This window comes from Aquirufa originis (assembly GCF_042714495.1).
Taxonomy (GTDB): Bacteria; Bacteroidota; Bacteroidia; order Cytophagales; family Spirosomataceae; genus Aquirufa; species Aquirufa originis.
This window is the reverse complement of record NZ_JBBKXY010000002.1, coordinates 354,087-370,614: the sequence shown is the minus strand read 5'-3', so window position 1 is coordinate 370,614 and position 16,528 is coordinate 354,087. Positions and strand designations below refer to the sequence as shown.

General features: G+C 44.4%; 12 protein-coding genes (1 of these 12 running past the window's edge). 7 read left to right on the top strand and 5 right to left on the bottom strand.

The window, feature by feature from the left end; all coding sequences use genetic code 11:
- Positions 1–9: 9 nt before the first annotated feature.
- A complete protein-coding gene (locus tag SKC35_RS06900) occupies positions 10–735 on the top strand; it encodes a 3'-5' exonuclease (RefSeq protein WP_130895618.1) in 726 nt (241 codons plus the stop codon).
- On the opposite strand, the gene SKC35_RS06895 is transcribed toward SKC35_RS06900, so the two are convergent.
- The 3 genes from SKC35_RS06895 to SKC35_RS06885 are packed head-to-tail and all read right to left on the bottom strand — an operon-like array spanning position 730 to position 3,660.
- On the bottom strand, positions 730–1,365 hold the full coding sequence (locus SKC35_RS06895) for a PglD-related sugar-binding protein (protein ID WP_377978657.1): 636 nt from the start codon (positions 1,363–1,365) through the stop codon (positions 730–732). The genes SKC35_RS06900 and SKC35_RS06895 overlap by 6 nt on opposite strands.
- Entirely contained in the window at positions 1,366–2,547 is a 1,182-nt protein-coding gene (locus SKC35_RS06890; protein ID WP_377978656.1) for a M14 family zinc carboxypeptidase, read from the bottom strand.
- Between the two features lie 9 nt (positions 2,548–2,556).
- Positions 2,557–3,660 carry a chloride channel protein gene (locus tag SKC35_RS06885; RefSeq protein ID WP_377978655.1) on the bottom strand — a complete coding sequence of 368 codons (1,104 nt, stop codon included), beginning with the start codon at positions 3,658–3,660 and terminating at the stop codon, positions 2,557–2,559.
- Between the two features lie 64 nt (positions 3,661–3,724).
- On the opposite strand from SKC35_RS06885, the gene SKC35_RS06880 reads away from it, so the two are divergent.
- The 3 genes from SKC35_RS06880 to SKC35_RS06870 are packed head-to-tail and all read left to right on the top strand — an operon-like array spanning position 3,725 to position 7,368.
- On the top strand, positions 3,725–5,149 hold the full coding sequence (locus SKC35_RS06880) for a DEAD/DEAH box helicase (protein ID WP_377978654.1): 1,425 nt from the start codon (positions 3,725–3,727) through the stop codon (positions 5,147–5,149).
- Complete coding sequence (locus SKC35_RS06875; protein ID WP_377978653.1) at positions 5,103–5,870, top strand: tetratricopeptide repeat protein; 768 nt, start codon at positions 5,103–5,105, stop codon at positions 5,868–5,870. The genes SKC35_RS06880 and SKC35_RS06875 overlap by 47 nt, the downstream gene beginning before the upstream one ends.
- Positions 5,871–5,877: 7 nt before the next feature.
- Positions 5,878–7,368, top strand: a complete 1,491-nt coding sequence (locus SKC35_RS06870) for a GH3 auxin-responsive promoter family protein (protein ID WP_377978652.1) — start codon at positions 5,878–5,880, stop codon at positions 7,366–7,368.
- Between the two features lie 342 nt (positions 7,369–7,710).
- On the opposite strand, the gene SKC35_RS06865 is transcribed toward SKC35_RS06870, so the two are convergent.
- Together SKC35_RS06865 and SKC35_RS06860 are read right to left on the bottom strand one after the other, a co-directional pair.
- Entirely contained in the window at positions 7,711–8,001 is a 291-nt protein-coding gene (locus tag SKC35_RS06865; RefSeq protein ID WP_377978651.1) for a hypothetical protein, read from the bottom strand.
- A gap of 192 nt (positions 8,002–8,193) precedes the next feature.
- Entirely contained in the window at positions 8,194–9,561 is a 1,368-nt protein-coding gene (locus SKC35_RS06860) for a TlpA family protein disulfide reductase (RefSeq protein WP_377978650.1), read from the bottom strand.
- Positions 9,562–9,618: 57 nt separating this feature from the next.
- On the opposite strand from SKC35_RS06860, the gene SKC35_RS06855 reads away from it, so the two are divergent.
- The 3 genes from SKC35_RS06855 to SKC35_RS06845 form a co-directional block, all read left to right on the top strand.
- Positions 9,619–10,779: a hypothetical protein gene (locus SKC35_RS06855; RefSeq protein ID WP_377978649.1), complete on the top strand. Its 1,161-nt coding sequence runs from the start codon at positions 9,619–9,621 to the stop codon at positions 10,777–10,779.
- An 88-nt stretch (positions 10,780–10,867) separates the two neighbouring features.
- Positions 10,868–12,025, top strand: coding sequence for a helix-turn-helix domain-containing protein (locus SKC35_RS06850; RefSeq protein ID WP_377978648.1), 1,158 nt, complete (start codon positions 10,868–10,870; stop codon positions 12,023–12,025).
- Positions 12,026–12,134: 109 nt separating this feature from the next.
- A protein-coding gene (locus tag SKC35_RS06845; protein WP_377978647.1) for a tandem-95 repeat protein crosses the window boundary here: on the top strand, positions 12,135–16,528 show its 5' end (the start). 21,448 nt of this gene lie beyond the right edge of the window; 4,394 of the gene's 25,842 nt are visible here — the first part of the coding sequence; its start codon is at positions 12,135–12,137; its stop codon lies beyond the right edge, outside the window.

Genomic DNA, 16,528 nt, shown 5'->3' with positions numbered 1-16,528 from the left:
ACATGAAATATGGATACCTTAAAGAACTTCAAGAATACCCTCTTCATTGATATCGAAACTTCGTCCGGAGTATCCGATTTTGCCCTACTTTCAGATAAGATGAAAGAATTTTGGCTAAGAAAGGCGAAGAATTTGATAAATCCCGCTAATATCAGCCTAGAAGAGATGTATTTCGAAAAGGCGCCATTGTATGCGGAATTTGGGAAGATTATCGTGGTGGGAATGGGCTTTTTGTTCGTTAACAAACAGGGCGAGATGGCCTTAAAAGTGAAGACGATTGCCCACGCAGACGAAAAAACGCTTCTCACAGAGTTCATCGCGTTCGTAAATAAGACCTATAAGTCGAGAGAATTAACGCTGGTGGCACATAATGGCAAAGAATTTGACTTCCCGTATTTGTGTAGACGCATGCTCATAAACGGTTTGGAGATTCCAAAGTCGTTGCAATTACAAGGCAAAAAACCATGGGAAATTATCCACCAGGATACGATGGAGATGTGGAAGTTTGGCGATAGAAGATCCTATACTTCGCTGGAATTGTTAGCGGAATTGATGGGTATTTCAGGGGCCAAAGCTGATCTTTCAGGAGACCAGGTGAACCGTGTTTTCTACAAGGAAAATGGATTAGCTAGGATCAATGAGTATTGCCTAGAAGATGTCATCGTAGTGGCGCAACTCTATCTACGTTTTCACTTTTTAGATCTAGTTGCGCCAGAAAATATTGTCAAATTATAAGGCCTTTGCCGGATTTCCGAAGACACGTTTCGAGGCTGCTACATTCTCAATTACCACACTCCCCGCTCCTACTGTAGCGCTCTTTCCTACCTTCACACTTCCCACAATTGTTGAGTGAATTCCAACGTAAGCGTTGTTCTCAATGATCGCTTCTTTGCCTATCACTGAGCCCGCTCCGATGGAAGCAAAATCAGCAATTTGTGCACCGGTTTCCACTATAGCGCCTGAGCCAATGATGACGTGATCCCCCAGTTTTGTTTCAGGTAAAACCTGTGCTCCACTTCCGATGAATACGCCGTAAGCAAGGCTTTTTACATCAGCAATATTGGCGGTAGGATGTATGGCGTTTACGGGTTTTACCTCGCGCTCTTCTAAGATCAATTCGATCATTTTCTTGCGCTCGGTTGGGTTTTCTAAGGCCACAAATACGCCGCAGTTTTTACCAATTAATTTGAAATAAGATTCATCGTCTGCGGTTCCCAAAACCGGAATTTCGCCAATGCTGGTGTCCTTTTTCTTAGGATCATCGTCTAAGAATCCGTAGATAACGACGTCGTTCTTTTGAAAGATGTGGGCTACTTCTAGGCCAAAAGGATTTACGCCAATGATAATTACAGGTAATGAAGTCATTTAGGATTGTATTTTATGCGTGTAATCTGATAGTTTAAAGCTGGGTTTTCCGTCTTTTAATAAGACCAATTCGGTGTAATTTTCACCTAAAGAAATACTTGAATCAGGGGACAAATGTAAGTCTTTCCCGTCAATTTCCGTTAATCCATAGAATGGTGACATATCTCCGATGTTCTCGACTACCCATGAATAATGAATATTTCCATCGGTCATCGGGGTTTCTACGAGGTTAAATAAGACGTCTGCGCGGACAGTTGCGCTAAGTGGCGCATCGGTGATTTTGATATCTACAATCGTTCGTTCGTTCGTAGGTAAGGCTTCGTATTCCGCAATGGATTCCTCCGCATAGCTTCCATCGGCAATCGCGCAGAAGGCATCGAGTAATAGACAGGCGTTTAATTTGCGTAGGGATTGCTTTTCTAGGTCCCATCCTGCCCCGCCGGATTCTAATAATACCAAACCGTATCCGCGAGAAGAAAAGGTATCACCAAAGGCGCGGGACTCAAATTCGTCTGTCCATTTTGCGATTTTGCCTGGGATAATGGGCTGGATTTGGCGCAGCATTCGCTGGCAGATTTGGCCTGCGCGTAAGCGGGATGGAGTCCAAGTTCCTGCGTCGTCCCCTGTAGTGGCTAGGAAGGCGATGTGGGTTTGTTCTGGGCTATTGCCTACCGAATACAAGCGGTTTTGGTCGTGTAAATTGAAGGCGAATGCGGGCTTGATATCGTCAGCCCACGCCGATAAAAGGCGCGCTTCTACGGAGTTTTGTTTCGTCGCATCGCGGTTCATATCGATGCCTAATGCCGTTTCACGTTGCCATCTTTCTGCACCGTCTGCATTCAGGCGGGGAATGATGCGCAAGGTGATTTTCTGATGCAATTTTTGCTTAAACTCGGCACTCGGTTGGCCTGATGTGGCTAATAAACGAAAAATATCGGCCAAAGCCATCGTCGCCGTAGCCTCATCACCGTGCATTTGGGACCAGGCGATCACTTGTATGGGACCCTCGCCGTAGCGAACTTCGTGAATGGGTCTTCCCTCTTCGGTTTTACCTAGTTCGCGGACAGCAAAATGGGTGGACCATTCAGTGATTAATTCTTGCCAAAGAGCCGCCGAAAAACGGCGTTTTGTTAGGCGGTTTTCGCGGAAGGTGTCGTAGTGTTCGAAGGCTTTTGCAAACATTAGTGCTATTTAGTAGATGGGTTTAGGCAGGTAATCTGCCCAGGTTTGATTAGAGAAAATTCCTTTTTTACCTGAGCCGAATAAGACAATCAGGGTAATGATGAAATAAATGAACCAGGCGGATGGACCAAAAAGTTCCATGCCTAAGAAGGTGGCGGCAAGCGGAGTTTTGGCAAGACCTCCATACAAGCAGACGAAGCCGATGGCCGCCGATAATCCTACAGGTAATGCAAACCAAGAGGCAAAACCAGACGCCGCATGTGACCCGATCAAAAACAAGGGTGTCGCTTCTCCCCCTTTAAACCCGAGACCTAAACTCAAGTTTGTCGCTAGTAATTTCCAAAGGGCGAAGTCTGGTGCGACCGACGTAAATGGTCTAAGTAAAAATTCCGAACCAAGTCCGATCGTTTCGTGAAACACCGGGATGCTTAGCACACCGAACAAAATCAAGCCCGCGAGAATCCCTTTTAGAGGACCTTGTACGGGTGATTTGTCGAACGCAGAAATTATAATCGATTCTGAGCGCTTATAGAGAAAGGCAATTAGGGCCAAAAATAGGCCCAGGAGCGCTAATTTCGCATAAAATGCACCTGAAAACTCGGGTAAAAAAACCGAAGGGTAAGAAAGATGTTTTGTGCCGTACACGTGGAGACTGACATAATTCGCCGAAAAAGCAGCGAAAAGGCAGGCGGGGATGTGGCGAAAATTAATTTTGCCCACCTCTCCTACTTCGAGTGCAAAAAAGGCTCCGGCCAGTGGTGTCCCAAAAACAGAGGCGAAGCCAGCGGCCATGCCGGCCTTAGAGAATAGGTCAACGTCTGAAAATTTCTCTCCCAGCCCCCGTCCCATAGTGACAGCCGTTCCTTCACGTCCGACGGAGGCGCCTGCCAAATGACTGAGCCAGGTGGCGGGAATGATGAGGTAGGCTGGGACTTTGAAACTTTGGAAAATTAAACCTACCAGAGGTAAGGCATAGAGGTAGGATCCGTTGTGTTGAATCCAGTCGAGGCCTGCTAAAAATAGCGAAGAAAGGCTCCCTGTGGCGAAGGAGAGTGCGACCAATAGGCCTAGATTCAATAGAAATGCCTTAATTAATCCCTTTATTCGAGCCAAAACAACAATAATTTTGTTTCAAAGGTAAGAATTATATTTTCCCTACCTTTGCAAATCTACTACAATGCCGAATCCAATGGATGAATTTTTAAGTTTGGGATTAAATCCACAGCTGCAACGCGCGTGTACCGCGGTGGGTTATACGAAACCAACTCCGATCCAGGAGAAGGCCATTCCGTTATTATTGCAAGGCCACGATTTGCTGGGAATTGCGCAAACGGGGACCGGAAAGACGGCTGCTTATGCGTTGCCTATTTTGATGCGCTGCAAATATGCGCAGGGAAAGAATCCGCGTGCCTTGATTTTAGCGCCTACCCGCGAGCTGGTGATGCAGATTCACACCGTGATGATCGGTTTAGCGCAGTTTACGGACTTGCGTATTTTAGCCTTGTACGGTGGATTAGGGCCAAAACCTCAGATCCAAGCCCTCGAGGAAGGCATCGACATCCTCGTTTCTACGCCGGGTCGATTCTTAGAATTGTACCGCAAGGATGTGATAGTGGTGAAGGAATTGAAATTCTTGATTTTAGACGAAGCAGATAAGATGATGGATATGGGCTTTATGCCGCAGATTCGTCAGATTTTGGAAAAAATACCGTACAAAAAACGAATGAACGGCCTGTTTTCCGCGACCTTCCCAGAGAAGGTGGAGAACTTGTCCCACGAGTTTTTGGAGTTTCCGATGAAGATCGAAATCACCCCGCAGGCTACGCCAGCGAGTCAGGTGACGCAATCGGTCTACGAGGCGCCTAATTTGTTAACGAAATTACATGCCCTCGCTTACTTTATGCAAAACCCTGATTTTCATCGGGTTATGGTATTCTGTCGCTCGAAAGATGCGGCAAATGAGGTGGAGAAGTGGCTGTTGAAATCATTACCGAAAGACCAAGTTCGCGTAATTCACTCGAACAAGGGCCAGAACACGCGTATCAACGCCATGGCGCAATTCCGTGAGGGAAATGTGCGTGTTTTAGTGACGACGGATGTGGCGGCACGCGGGATTGATATCCCGAAAGTTTCTCACGTGATCAACTTCGATGTGCCTTTGATTTATGAGGATTATGTCCACCGAATCGGCCGTACGGGTCGTGCGGAGGAGATAGGGGAGTCGATTACCTTTATTACGTTAGCGGAAAGCTACCACTGGACGAAAATTGAGGAGATCATTCAACAAAAGATCGAAATCGAACAGCTGCCGGAAGGAATCAAGATCGAAGAAACGCCGTTTTTAGAGCAACAAGATATGTTACGCGCGGTCGATGACCAGCGCAAACGCGAGGATCCGGACTTTAAGGGTGCGTTCCACGATAAAAAATGGGTGATTAAGGCCAAAGCGGCAGGCAAGAAAGTGCCTCAGAAAAAGGCGGTTACCAAAGCTGGACCGAAAGGCGGTGCCGTTCAAGGCCCTAAGCTTGTCGTCCGCAATAACCGCCCAGGAAAGAATGCAAAATTCCGTCCTGGCGCAGGGTCAAGTAAAAAGAAACGTTAGTTTTGTGATTATGAAGAGAGTTCTGTTATTGTGTTTGATTTCGTTCATGGGGTATTCTCAGACGAAAAAAGAGGTGGCGGCGGCGCCGCAGGCGCCGGCTACTCCGGTTCGCGCAGCGAAGTACGAAGTTTTGTATGGTTCTAAACCGCTTTCGAAAGCCGATCAAAAGGAATTAAATGAGTTCGTGGCGAGCTGCGATGCCTCTTTTGGCTCGAGAGCTGAAGCCGTTGCTTTTTTCGCGGAACGCGCATGGGAATATGTGGCTACCGCACGATTAGACACCGCAACACAGCGATTTAATTTAATCAGCGCCTTGGACCCGAATAGCGTGGATGCGTTTTGGGGATTAGGGGTTATTTCGTTCCAAAGAGGAGACAATGATCTCGCTATTCGCCTGTTAAACAAGGGTTTAGAGTTGGATTCAACACAGTCGATGATGCGCGTTGATTATGCGATTGTGAAGTTAAGTTGCTATGAGAAAGGGCAAGATTGTGGAACTTTGGACGAAGTAGAAACGGAATTAAAGCATGCCTTGGCGCAGGATCCGAAGAACGCGAATGCGTGGATGAAGCGTTGCCAGGTGGCGTTTTACAAAGAAAATTATGAGTTAGCGTGGACCTATTTCCACGAAGCTCGCATGGCTGATATTTTGCAATTGGACTTGAATTTTGGGTCGCTGTTAGCTGCCAAAATGCCAGATCCGAAAGGCATATTTAAATAGTGTAGCGATGGGTATTCGTTCCTTTTTTGCCAAACCTCTAGCGGCCCGTGTCGTTAAAAAGTACCGCTTAAGCCAACAGCAGGCTTTTGAGCGCCAAGACTTTTGGTTGAAGCAAATGGTGGCGAAGGCGGAGAAAACGCTTTTTGGGCGCGGTCACTCGTTCTCCAAAATCAAGAACTACCTCGACTACCGTTCTAACGTACCCATCTTCGAATACGAAGACATCAAACCCTATATCGACGAAGTGGTGGCGGGCAAGGAAGATATTCTTTGGCCTGGAAAACCAGCCTATTTTGCCAAAACCTCCGGCACCACCTCCGGCGTCAAATACATTCCCATCTCATCAGATTCGATGCCTTTTCACATTACTGCTGCGCGGGATGCCTTGTTGCATTATGTGTATTACAGTGGAAATGCGTCGTTTTTAGACCGTAAATTGATCTTTCTAAGCGGTTCTCCGGAGATGACCGAAACGAATGGTGTTCCAACGGGCCGCCTTTCGGGGATCGTGAACCACCATGTGCCAGGTTATTTACGCGGCAATCAGATGCCATCTTATGAGACGAATTGCATCGAAGACTGGGAGCAAAAGCTCGAGGCGATTGTGCAAGAAACGATTTCGAAGCGGATGGGATTGATTTCCGGGATTCCGCCTTGGGTGCAGATGTATTTTGATCGTTTAGAGGAGTTATCTGGCCAAAAAATAGGTGACCTCTTCCCCGATTTCCAGGTCTTCGTGACCGGCGGTGTGAACTTCGAGCCATACCGGGAGAAACTACTGGCCTCGATAGGCCGAGAAATTGACGTGGTGGAGACATATCCCGCTTCGGAGGGGTTCATTGCGTTTGACGACTCTTCGGGCGAACCAGGGCTTTTATTGAACGTAGACGGCGGGATTTTCTTTGAGTTTGTTCCTACGGATACTTATTTCGGCGCTAACCCTGTCCGCTTAAGCCTCACAGAGGTCTCATTAGACGTTAATTACGCGCTTTTGTTAACGACGAATGCTGGCCTTTGGTCCTATTCCATCGGCGATACTGTGAAGTTCGTCTCTTTGAATCCGTACCGCATTGTGGTGACGGGTCGGATTAAGCACTTTATTTCGGCTTTTGGCGAGCACGTGATCGCTGAAGAAGTCGAGAAAGCTCTTGCTGCTGCGTTGTCTGCATGTCCAGAAGCACGTGTCGTTGAGTTCACTGTTGCGCCGCAGGTTTCTCCTTCTTCGGGTTTACCCTACCATGAGTGGCTGATCGAGTTTTCGTCGCCGCCTTCTTCTTTAGCTACTTTTCAGGAAGCTCTAGACGCGTCCATGTGCGCGCAAAATATCTATTACCGCGACCTGATTACGGGGTCCATCTTGCGCCCCTTAGTGCTTACCTCGCTTCCCTCGGGTGCTTTTATTTCGTATATGAAGTCACAGGGTAAATTAGGGGGCCAAAACAAAGTTCCCCGCCTCTCGAATGACCGGGGGCTGGCAGAAGGCGTCCTGCGGACGTAATCGCGGCGTAGCCGCTTAGTCGCCTACGGCTTAGTCATCGCTTCGCGATTAAGTCAAATATGTCGATTAAGTCGCCTGGGGGCAATAATGTGTGAAATAAACGTCGAGGTACGCAGAGGGCTTTTCAGGTATTGACAGAATGTGTCAATTATCTTCCCGTTTTTTGGCATAAAAAAAGCCTGAAGATTCAGGCTTTTTCAATTCGAATATTAATTAGGCGCTTAGCCTACAATTACATCTTTTTTCATTTTGTGTTTGTTTAAAACTGGGATAAAGGTAGGAGGAAAAATGGATTAATGATGATTGTGAATGATTTATTTTACGGTTAAATAATTGCCGGATTTAAACCAAAATGTTGCCTATTTCATAAGCATACTCAGGAGAGATGTCGTAATCCCAACGCTTTCCAGAATCATCCTTGGGCGATAAAATGATTTTTTCCCATTTTAGTTCTCCCATTTCGCCAATGAGCGCTTTTTCAAAGATTGAATGGTCTTTTAATTGATCAATACCATCTAAATGCTGGTGATTTAAAAGTAGCGGTAGAACTTCAATTCGCTTTAGTTCTCCTGTATTAAAAAGGCAATCAACATAATAGGGAGCAATTTCGATGATTTTATCTATGCGTATCATTATTGAAGTGGTTTAATACTGTGAAAACTCTTGCTATCCCACATAGTGATTAATTCAAATGTATGAATTTTCTGCCTAACCCTATCAGGTTATTGATAATCGAAAGTAGGGTATTGACAGCAATTGTCAATACCTGAAAAGTCCTCTGAGTACCTCGACGTTTATTTCACACAATAGTGGCATCAAAGCCCCCTAGGGCACATTAGGTCGCGAAGACTGTAAGCCGGCAAAGTATTTTCGGAGGGTGGAGGGGCTGATTTTTTTAGCCACGATTTCGCCTTTGCGGTTTAAGAGATAAAAGGTGGGGTTTGAGAAGGCGTCGTAGGTGCTGCGCAAGGGGGAATTAGCGGGTAATTCTACGTGGAGGACGTTCGTGTTTACGCGGTACTTAGAAATGAAATCGAGCCAAACCGCGCGGGATACTCCGGGTTCGTTACAGACCGCGAAGCGGCCTATTTTCAGGTTCATGATGCGGGAGATGACGGAGGTGGTGGAGTCGATTTCGGGGACCTCTTTTTGGCAATGATCACAGGTGGGTGCGTAGAACATTAGGAGGGTGTAATCGTTCTCTGATGCGAATTTATGGAGGTCCTGGGTGGCGCCGGCGGTGTCTTTTAGCACGATGTTTGCGGCGACTGCGTTCGATTTTAAGGCGCTCAATTTATCGGCTTCTTCTTTAAAGGCTTTTTTCTGCGCGGCGGTAAACGCGCCGCACGCATTCCCTACCCCGTATTTGGTTAAAAACCAAGCATAGCCCTCTGTGTTGCCCACGATGTTTCGGTTCTTCATCACGCTGGAGAAATAGTCGAAAACGAAGGGATAGGATTTAGCGCCGCAGTCGATTTTGGACATGGCTTTTTCTACACCTACACGGATGGAATCAGCCTGCAAAGGATAATAGGAGAGGTATTCTACGAGCAAAGAACGGAAAACGGGGGTGAACAATAACTTGCCATCGCTAAAAGGGATGCGAGAAAAGAACTTAGAGCGAGCCGCGTAGTCCGTACGGCTAGGAACGGATTCGTCTAGCGTATTGAGCGATTTGAAATAGAGCGCAAGCGTAGAAGATGGAGGAAGCGTAGCCAGCGCTTTCTTGCGGAAGGCGACTAAGGAAGATGTTTTGGACTGGAAAAAGGCGGCTTTCTCCGCGAACTTGAACTTGCGGCCGCGGGCAATTTCTACCTGGTACAGGGAGTCGATGACGGCAAAGGATTTTTCGAGTCTTTGGTAGTTTAAAAAGACTTCGTTTTTCGGATCTGAGGAGTGTGCTGAGGCTAAATAAGCTGGGCCAGAAAAGGTCAAAGCGAATTGATCGTTATTCTCGATATTGAAGTAGATGCGTTCTTTGGATGGGGCGAATTGTAGGTAATAAATACCGCCTTTGATGGGAGTTTTCGATGTTAAAAGCGTGCCGCGCACCGTGTCTTTGGCCAAATAATTCTTCTCATCAAACAGCGTTCCACGGAAATAAACGGGGTCTTTCGTGCGGGAAACAGTGATTTTAAACTGCGCCTGGGTAAAAAGAGGGATGAAAAGTAAAAGGGCAAAGATTCGGTTCATAGGGGCAAATATAAAACGAAATTATGCTTAATTTACATTCGAAAACAAAACACCACCTTGCTAACCATCGTTGAACTATTCTATGATTTCGTGATCTCCACACTGGTGGGGCTATTCGGTCTACACCTGATTACGAAGAAGGGTATGCTGGCGTCGAAGTTTTTAGGACTGTATTTTTTGATTTTTTGCTTTCGCATTATTACCGCCTATTTTGCTACGGGGGGAAGATTAATTCAATATCCTCAGCTTTGTAATTTGCAATCCCCCATTCATTTTCTTGCGCCTCCGGTAGGATTGCTATTTATCTATTTTATGTTGTATCCGCAGCGTAAATGGCAACTTTGGCAGACCTTATTATTCATTCCATTTGTGTTGCATACGGCTGAGTTGTTGCCGTTCTTTTTTGGCCCACTTGAAAATAAAGTGAAACAAGTGGAGTTGATTATGCAATCAAAATCGCTGATTAAATTTAAGAGTGATGTGATGTATTTTTCGCCGCAAGTAATGGCGATTCTAAAGGTAATTTTCACCACACTGAATGCCATTGCGTCATTCCTCCTGGTCCTCCATTTCATCCGTAAAAATAGCTACAAGCGAAGCTTTGTCATCAATTGGTTGCTTGCTTATACTAGCTTAAGTCTACTGTCCATTGTATTCATTATCGCCTACGTAATGGGTATCATCGGGTTTAATAATTTACAATTCTCCTATGCAGATTTGCTGATGAATTTAGCTGCATTCCTGAATGTAGGGGTTGTCTTATATCGTCCGGCTTTGTTAGATACCATGACTTTCCAAAGCCTGGTGGATCGGCTGCAACCAGAGCAGCGCCATCCTGAGCCAGATGAAGATGCGGAGAAATTGAAAAAATACGAGGGATTTGCCCAGCGATTAGAGGAGTATTTCGTAGCTCAAAAACCTTTTTTACAGGGCGAGGCTAGCTTGGATAGTACGGCAAAAATGGTTGGGATTTCGGCGCGGGAATTGTCGAGAACAACCCAATATATCTACGAATTAAACTATCCAGATTTTGTCAATTCGTGGCGGATCAATTATATCGTGAAGCAGCGTAAACAGCACGAATCATGGCGTGCAATGTCTCAGGAATTGCTGGCGGAACAAGCCGGTTTTGGCTCGAGACAAGGGCTTCATAATGCTATTAATAAGCTTCACAATATCACTCCGGCCGCTTTTTTTGCTCAAAAAGACGCAGAATAATTTTTGTCCAATTTTTGTAACAGGCGTAATATGTTACAGATGCACTTGTCCAATTTTTGTTATTTAGCTTATCATTCAATTGTTCTAAATGTCAAACGTCGGATCCTTGTACCTTTTCTCTTTAGTGAGCTCGCTGTGCTTGCTTTTTGGTCTGAATTTTTTGATCAGAAAAGGGAATCTAGTTGTTGCTAAAATCTTAGCGGTACAGTTTTTAATCCTTGCCTATTTAGTGGTTGCGGCTTATTATTTAATGCCGGAAGTGATTGTGGTGACCCCCTACTTCTATCGGACTTCTGCTCCGCTTTTTTATATTTTGCCGCCCTTAAATTTCATGTTTATGTGGTATTTGCTACATCCGCGCGCAAAATTCAAGTGGATACATTTAGTCTTCTTCCTACCATTCTTGCTACAACTCATAGAGAATACGCCTTACTATTTGAGTTCGAAAGAAGTTAAAATAGAAGAAGTAAAATGGATGCTCGCACAGGGGGATTATTTCGCTTATAATCCGCGTTTTTTGTGGTTCGATCCTTACTACCACGTGTATGCGAAACTGGGGATGTACTTCGTGTTCTATATCGCGATGGTGTACTATTATGTTCAATTTAGACGAGACAAACAGAATGAGGTATTGTTCCAAAAAGGGGTTTTCCATTTCTGGATCATCGGGATTCTGCTCTTTCGTTTCTGTACCATTTTTTACTTGTGGTATCTTTTCATCTATACAGGCAGCGGTAAATCGTCCTTTATCACGACGGACTATCTTTTAATCGCTGAGTTCGTTTTCCATTTATTTTACTTGGCCATTAACCCCAAATTATTGGATGTCAAAATCCTCGCTGAGAATCTACGTGGTCCAGAAAAGGAAGAAGTCGTTCTCACGGACGAAGAGGAAGTGCGATTGAAGACCTTGGCATCCAAGGTGGACGAGTATTTTAAAACCACAGAGGTCTTTCTAAATTCACAATTGACAGCGGAATTATTAGGCTCTCTAACAGGTCATCCGCATCGGTTGATAGGGCAGGCGATCAAACATACACATGGCATTTCGTTCCGGGATTATTTGAACAATTACCGGATTGCGTACATCGAAGAGAAGTTAAGTGACCCTGCTTATTTGGCCAAATCCTCCATTGAAACGATTGCCGAAGCGTCCGGTTTCGGTTCTCGCCAAAGCTTCTACACCGCCTTCAAGAAAGCCAAAGGCTGCACCCCAAAGGAGTATTTCAACTCCAGAATAGGTTAGATTATTCGTCCAAATTCTGTCAAAGACACTTTTTTTGACAAATCCCCCCACCTTGATTTACTTTATTTGTTTGCCGAATTGTATTATTTCAACACCGGCAGACTGATATATGAAATTACGTTTACCGATTCGCTTTGTTCTAATTGTCCTTTTTCAGCTGGTTTCTGTGTTCGCTTTTTCGCAGACCGTAGGCGGAACTGCTGCCGGAGATGACTTCGATGGTGATGGGATTATTAACTCCGTTGATATTGACGATGATAACGATGGAATTCCGGATACAAATGAATATTGTAATTCGTCTATTGCATTACCAGCTACTAATACCATCGCAGGTATACGAGAATATACAGTTCCAACAGGTTGGACTATTGCGAATTCTTCTCCTGACATTGCAACTACTGCGTCATCCATTTACGGTGGTTGGATTGGTGGTTGTTCAGGTGTTGCGCCTGCTGCACCGAATGGGCATACTTCATGGGTTAGCTTTTATTCCAATACGCAAGAAGCATTTAAAACTACGCTCAATAATTTAGTGGTTGGCAAGACCTATATGCTCAAAGTGTATTATGCCAAATTTGCTGCGACTGCGGCATTAGGCCAAATTACAGCAAAATTAGGGACAACCGTTATTGATCAATATAGACCTAGTTTAGGTTGTGGCTGGGAAACGCGTTTTATCACTTTTACCGCTTCAGCTACAAGCCAGGATTTACAATTTCAAAATACGGGCGTCGCATCACCCATGCAAAATGTTAGTGTGTCTGTTTCATCTGATGCCTTATATGAAGTGTGTGATACGGATAATGATGGATTATCTAACCAATTCGATTTAGATTCTGATGGAGATGGATGTCCTGATACGAAAGAATCAGGCGTTACGGGTACCGTACGCAATGGGGACGTTAAAAACGGAGCTAACGGTGGAGTTGTCACAACAACAACGAGTATTGCCGGTGCAATTGCAGGTCTTGCAAATTCTTATGGTGCGAATGGATTAGCTGACGGGATTGAGACAGTTGCTGAAAGCGGTATCCTAAATTACATTTCATCGTATTCAAATTATGCTTTATCGGCTAATTTAAATACTTGTACTGGAGTGGATTCAGATGGAGATAGCGTGTCTGATTTAATAGATATTGACGACGATAACGATGGTATTCTAGACGCAGCAGAGTGTATAACTAAGCCGAACAAAATATTATTTGCTGGATCTAACGAAGATTTTTCAACCATGCGGTCGAGCTTGTTTAATGAGTTTAACAATAATAAGGCAACGGGAGCAACAATTGTAGAATCCAATATCATTGAGTCAGCAACGGTTCCAGCAGGGTTCTATGATGGCTATGACATGGTTATTTTTGGCGGAGCTGCATTTAATGCCATTCACCCAAATCATTGGGCAGCCTTAACTACGGCGATTCAAAACAAAACGAGTAAATCGTTTATCATCCAATCCGACAACTGTTGTGTGGTAGGTAACCAAAATGGATTGGTCAATTTGTTGAATACTGTGTTTGGGACAAATTATAGTTTGTCTAATGCAAATGCAGGAGCAGATGAAGTCTTTCCTTTGAATCAGCAAAACAGCTATGCAAACCTAATTTCTACTACATCATTGGTAGGGAACAATTATTTCCCAATGTTAAATGTGGCGGTTAGCGATATTTTATTTAATTCCCCTACCGTAAGCGGGTCCGCCCTTGCGGGTATGAAACAATTGCCAGGCACAGCAGATAAAAATCGTTTTGTTGCTTGGTTTGTAGATGGTACGCCTACGCAAGGCGCACCTTGGTATCCAACGAATCAGAATAAAATTGCTGCAATTTTTAATGACGCCTATAATGCCACGTCGCCTCTAAATTGTGATACTGATAACGATGGCATTTACAATCATCTAGACTTAGATTCTGATGGTGATGGTTGTCCCGATGCGAAAGAATCAGGTGTATCAGGCACCCTAAGTCCCGGTTCTGTAAAAAATGGTATTAGTGGTGCTGTTACCTCGACAAATACATTACCCGATGCGATTGCGGCAGGTCCCTATGGAACAAATGGATTGGCAAATGGTGTCGAAACTGTTGCAGATAATGGGGTTATTAATTATTCCAATAATTATAAACTGTTTGCACTAAATAACAGCTTTACGGTTTGTGCGGATACAGATGGAGATGGAATTAAAGACGTTTCAGATATTGATGATGATAATGATGGCGTTTTAGATGCTACAGAATCCCCATTTTGTTTTTATTCGTCAGGGGAATGGCTATCAGGTGCGCGACCAAGTATTCGCGTTTCGACACCATTATCCGTAAATGCCTCCTACAATCGTCCAAATGATTTGGTAGATGGCGACAACGGCGCAGGAGCGGCTAGCTATGCCGTTATTTTTAATGCGACAAGTACGGCCGCCCGACCAGTTTATTCATTCAGTATGCCCATGCCGGTAGAGTTGAAAACCATATATCTTGGCTATATAAATGCAAATACCCACTTTAATGCGAATACCTTATTGCGTCTCGAAGGCTCAAATGATAATTCTTCATGGACCGTATTAAGCGGAAACACCTATGGTGTTGTCACTGCGGTTCCTGGTTTAGTAGGAACCATTAATGCGAATACGTTTACGGTAACTCAAAATTCAGGGAAGTACCTGTACTACCGCATTTATTGGGTTTCCGGAGGTGGTATTAATAATACGGGTTATGCGAATGAAGTGTATTTTGAAACGTTACCAACCTATCAAGCCAGCTTAAATCCTAAAGTATCTTGTACCACCGATACGGATGGGGATGGCAAATTAAATCATTTGGATACCGATTCAGATGGTGATGGTTGTAGCGATGCATTGGAAGCTGGGGCGACAACGAGTAATACGGCCAACTTCCAATTCTCTTTTGTGAGTCCGACGAACGATGCAAATAGCAATGGATTAATTGATTCAAAAGAAGGAGCAACTGCAGGAACAATTAATTATAACTCAAGTTATGGGTCCTTTGCAGTTGATGCTTTGCTCAACGGGTGTTTGGATTCCGATGGAGATAACGTTAGTGATGTAAATGATCTTGACGATGATAACGACGGGATTTTAGATTTGGAGGAATCTCAAGATTGTGGGAGTGCTGTTTTAATTACACCAGCGACTGCAACCTCAAGCCCAGTATATGGCGGCAACGCTGCAAGTTATACAATTGATGGTTCTGGGTTTTATGGTTCTGGACTTTCCGCAACCGTTACAGCACCCTCAACCTTATCAGATGCGTGGTTGCTAAAAGAACCGTTGACTTCTGGTTTTATTGAATATACTTTAGCTGCTCGGGCCAATTTAGGTGGAGTAGTATTGTGGGCACCTGATGCAACAAACTATGGAGGTGGTGATGCACCGCCCAAAGATTTCACCGTCGAAATAACCTTTAATAATGGTCAAGTATTTACGACAGGCGTTTATACAACTGCTCAACCCAACGGCAGCGGTTCACTACCTGGTGCGCAGGTATTTTATTTCCCGCGTACGTTTAAAAATGTGACTAAGTTAAAATTAAATATACTTAATGGTTGGTATGATATTAGTGCCAATAGTTTAAATCAAGTAAGTACCGATGGCCAAACAGTAAATGCGGCTTATAATATGTTCTTGGGAGAGTTTAGAGCCTTGTGTGGTGCCACAGACATGGACACTGATGGCGATGGCGTTTCTAATCGGTTGGATTTAGACTCAGATGGCGACGGTTGCTCAGATGCATCAGAAGCAGGAATATCTTCAGCTATATTAACCTCAGGACAGGCTCTGAATTTAATTGGCTCATCGATCATTTCAGGAACAAGTACATCCACTCTTTCGAACGCGGTTATAAATACGATCACATCTGCTTTAGCTACTTTTGGCCCTAATGGATTTGGGAATTCGGTGGAAACATCATCGGAAAGTGGTGTATATTCCGGTAGCTATAATTATTTATTTGCTACTTCTAAAAACTATGCAGCTTGCACTGATTTAGATCAAGATGGGGTTAATGATGTTAATGACATTGACGATGATAATGATGGCTTATTGGATGCCATTGAGTCTCCTAGTTGTTTTTATAAGGCAAGTGAATGGTTATCAGGTGCTCGCAACGAAGTTCAAGTTTCCACCGGCCTTGCTATGAGTGCAACCTATAGAAGTACGAATAAATTAGTCGACGGAGACAATGGAACGGGTGGTACAAGTTTTGCTGTTAATTTCACCGCCACCACAGTTGCCGCCCAAACTGTATATGCATTTAAAATGCCTATTCCTATTGAGCTAAAAACTATTTACTTGGGATATGTTAATACATCAAGTCATTTTAATGCGAATACCGCTTTACGATTAGAAGGATCAAATGACAACGTTTCGTGGACGACTCTGAAGGATGGTTATACGGCAGTTACAGCTATTCCTGGGATTACTGGTACGATTAATGCTAATTCATTTGCAGTCGCTCAAAACAGTGGCAAGTATCTTTACTACAGAATTTATTGGGT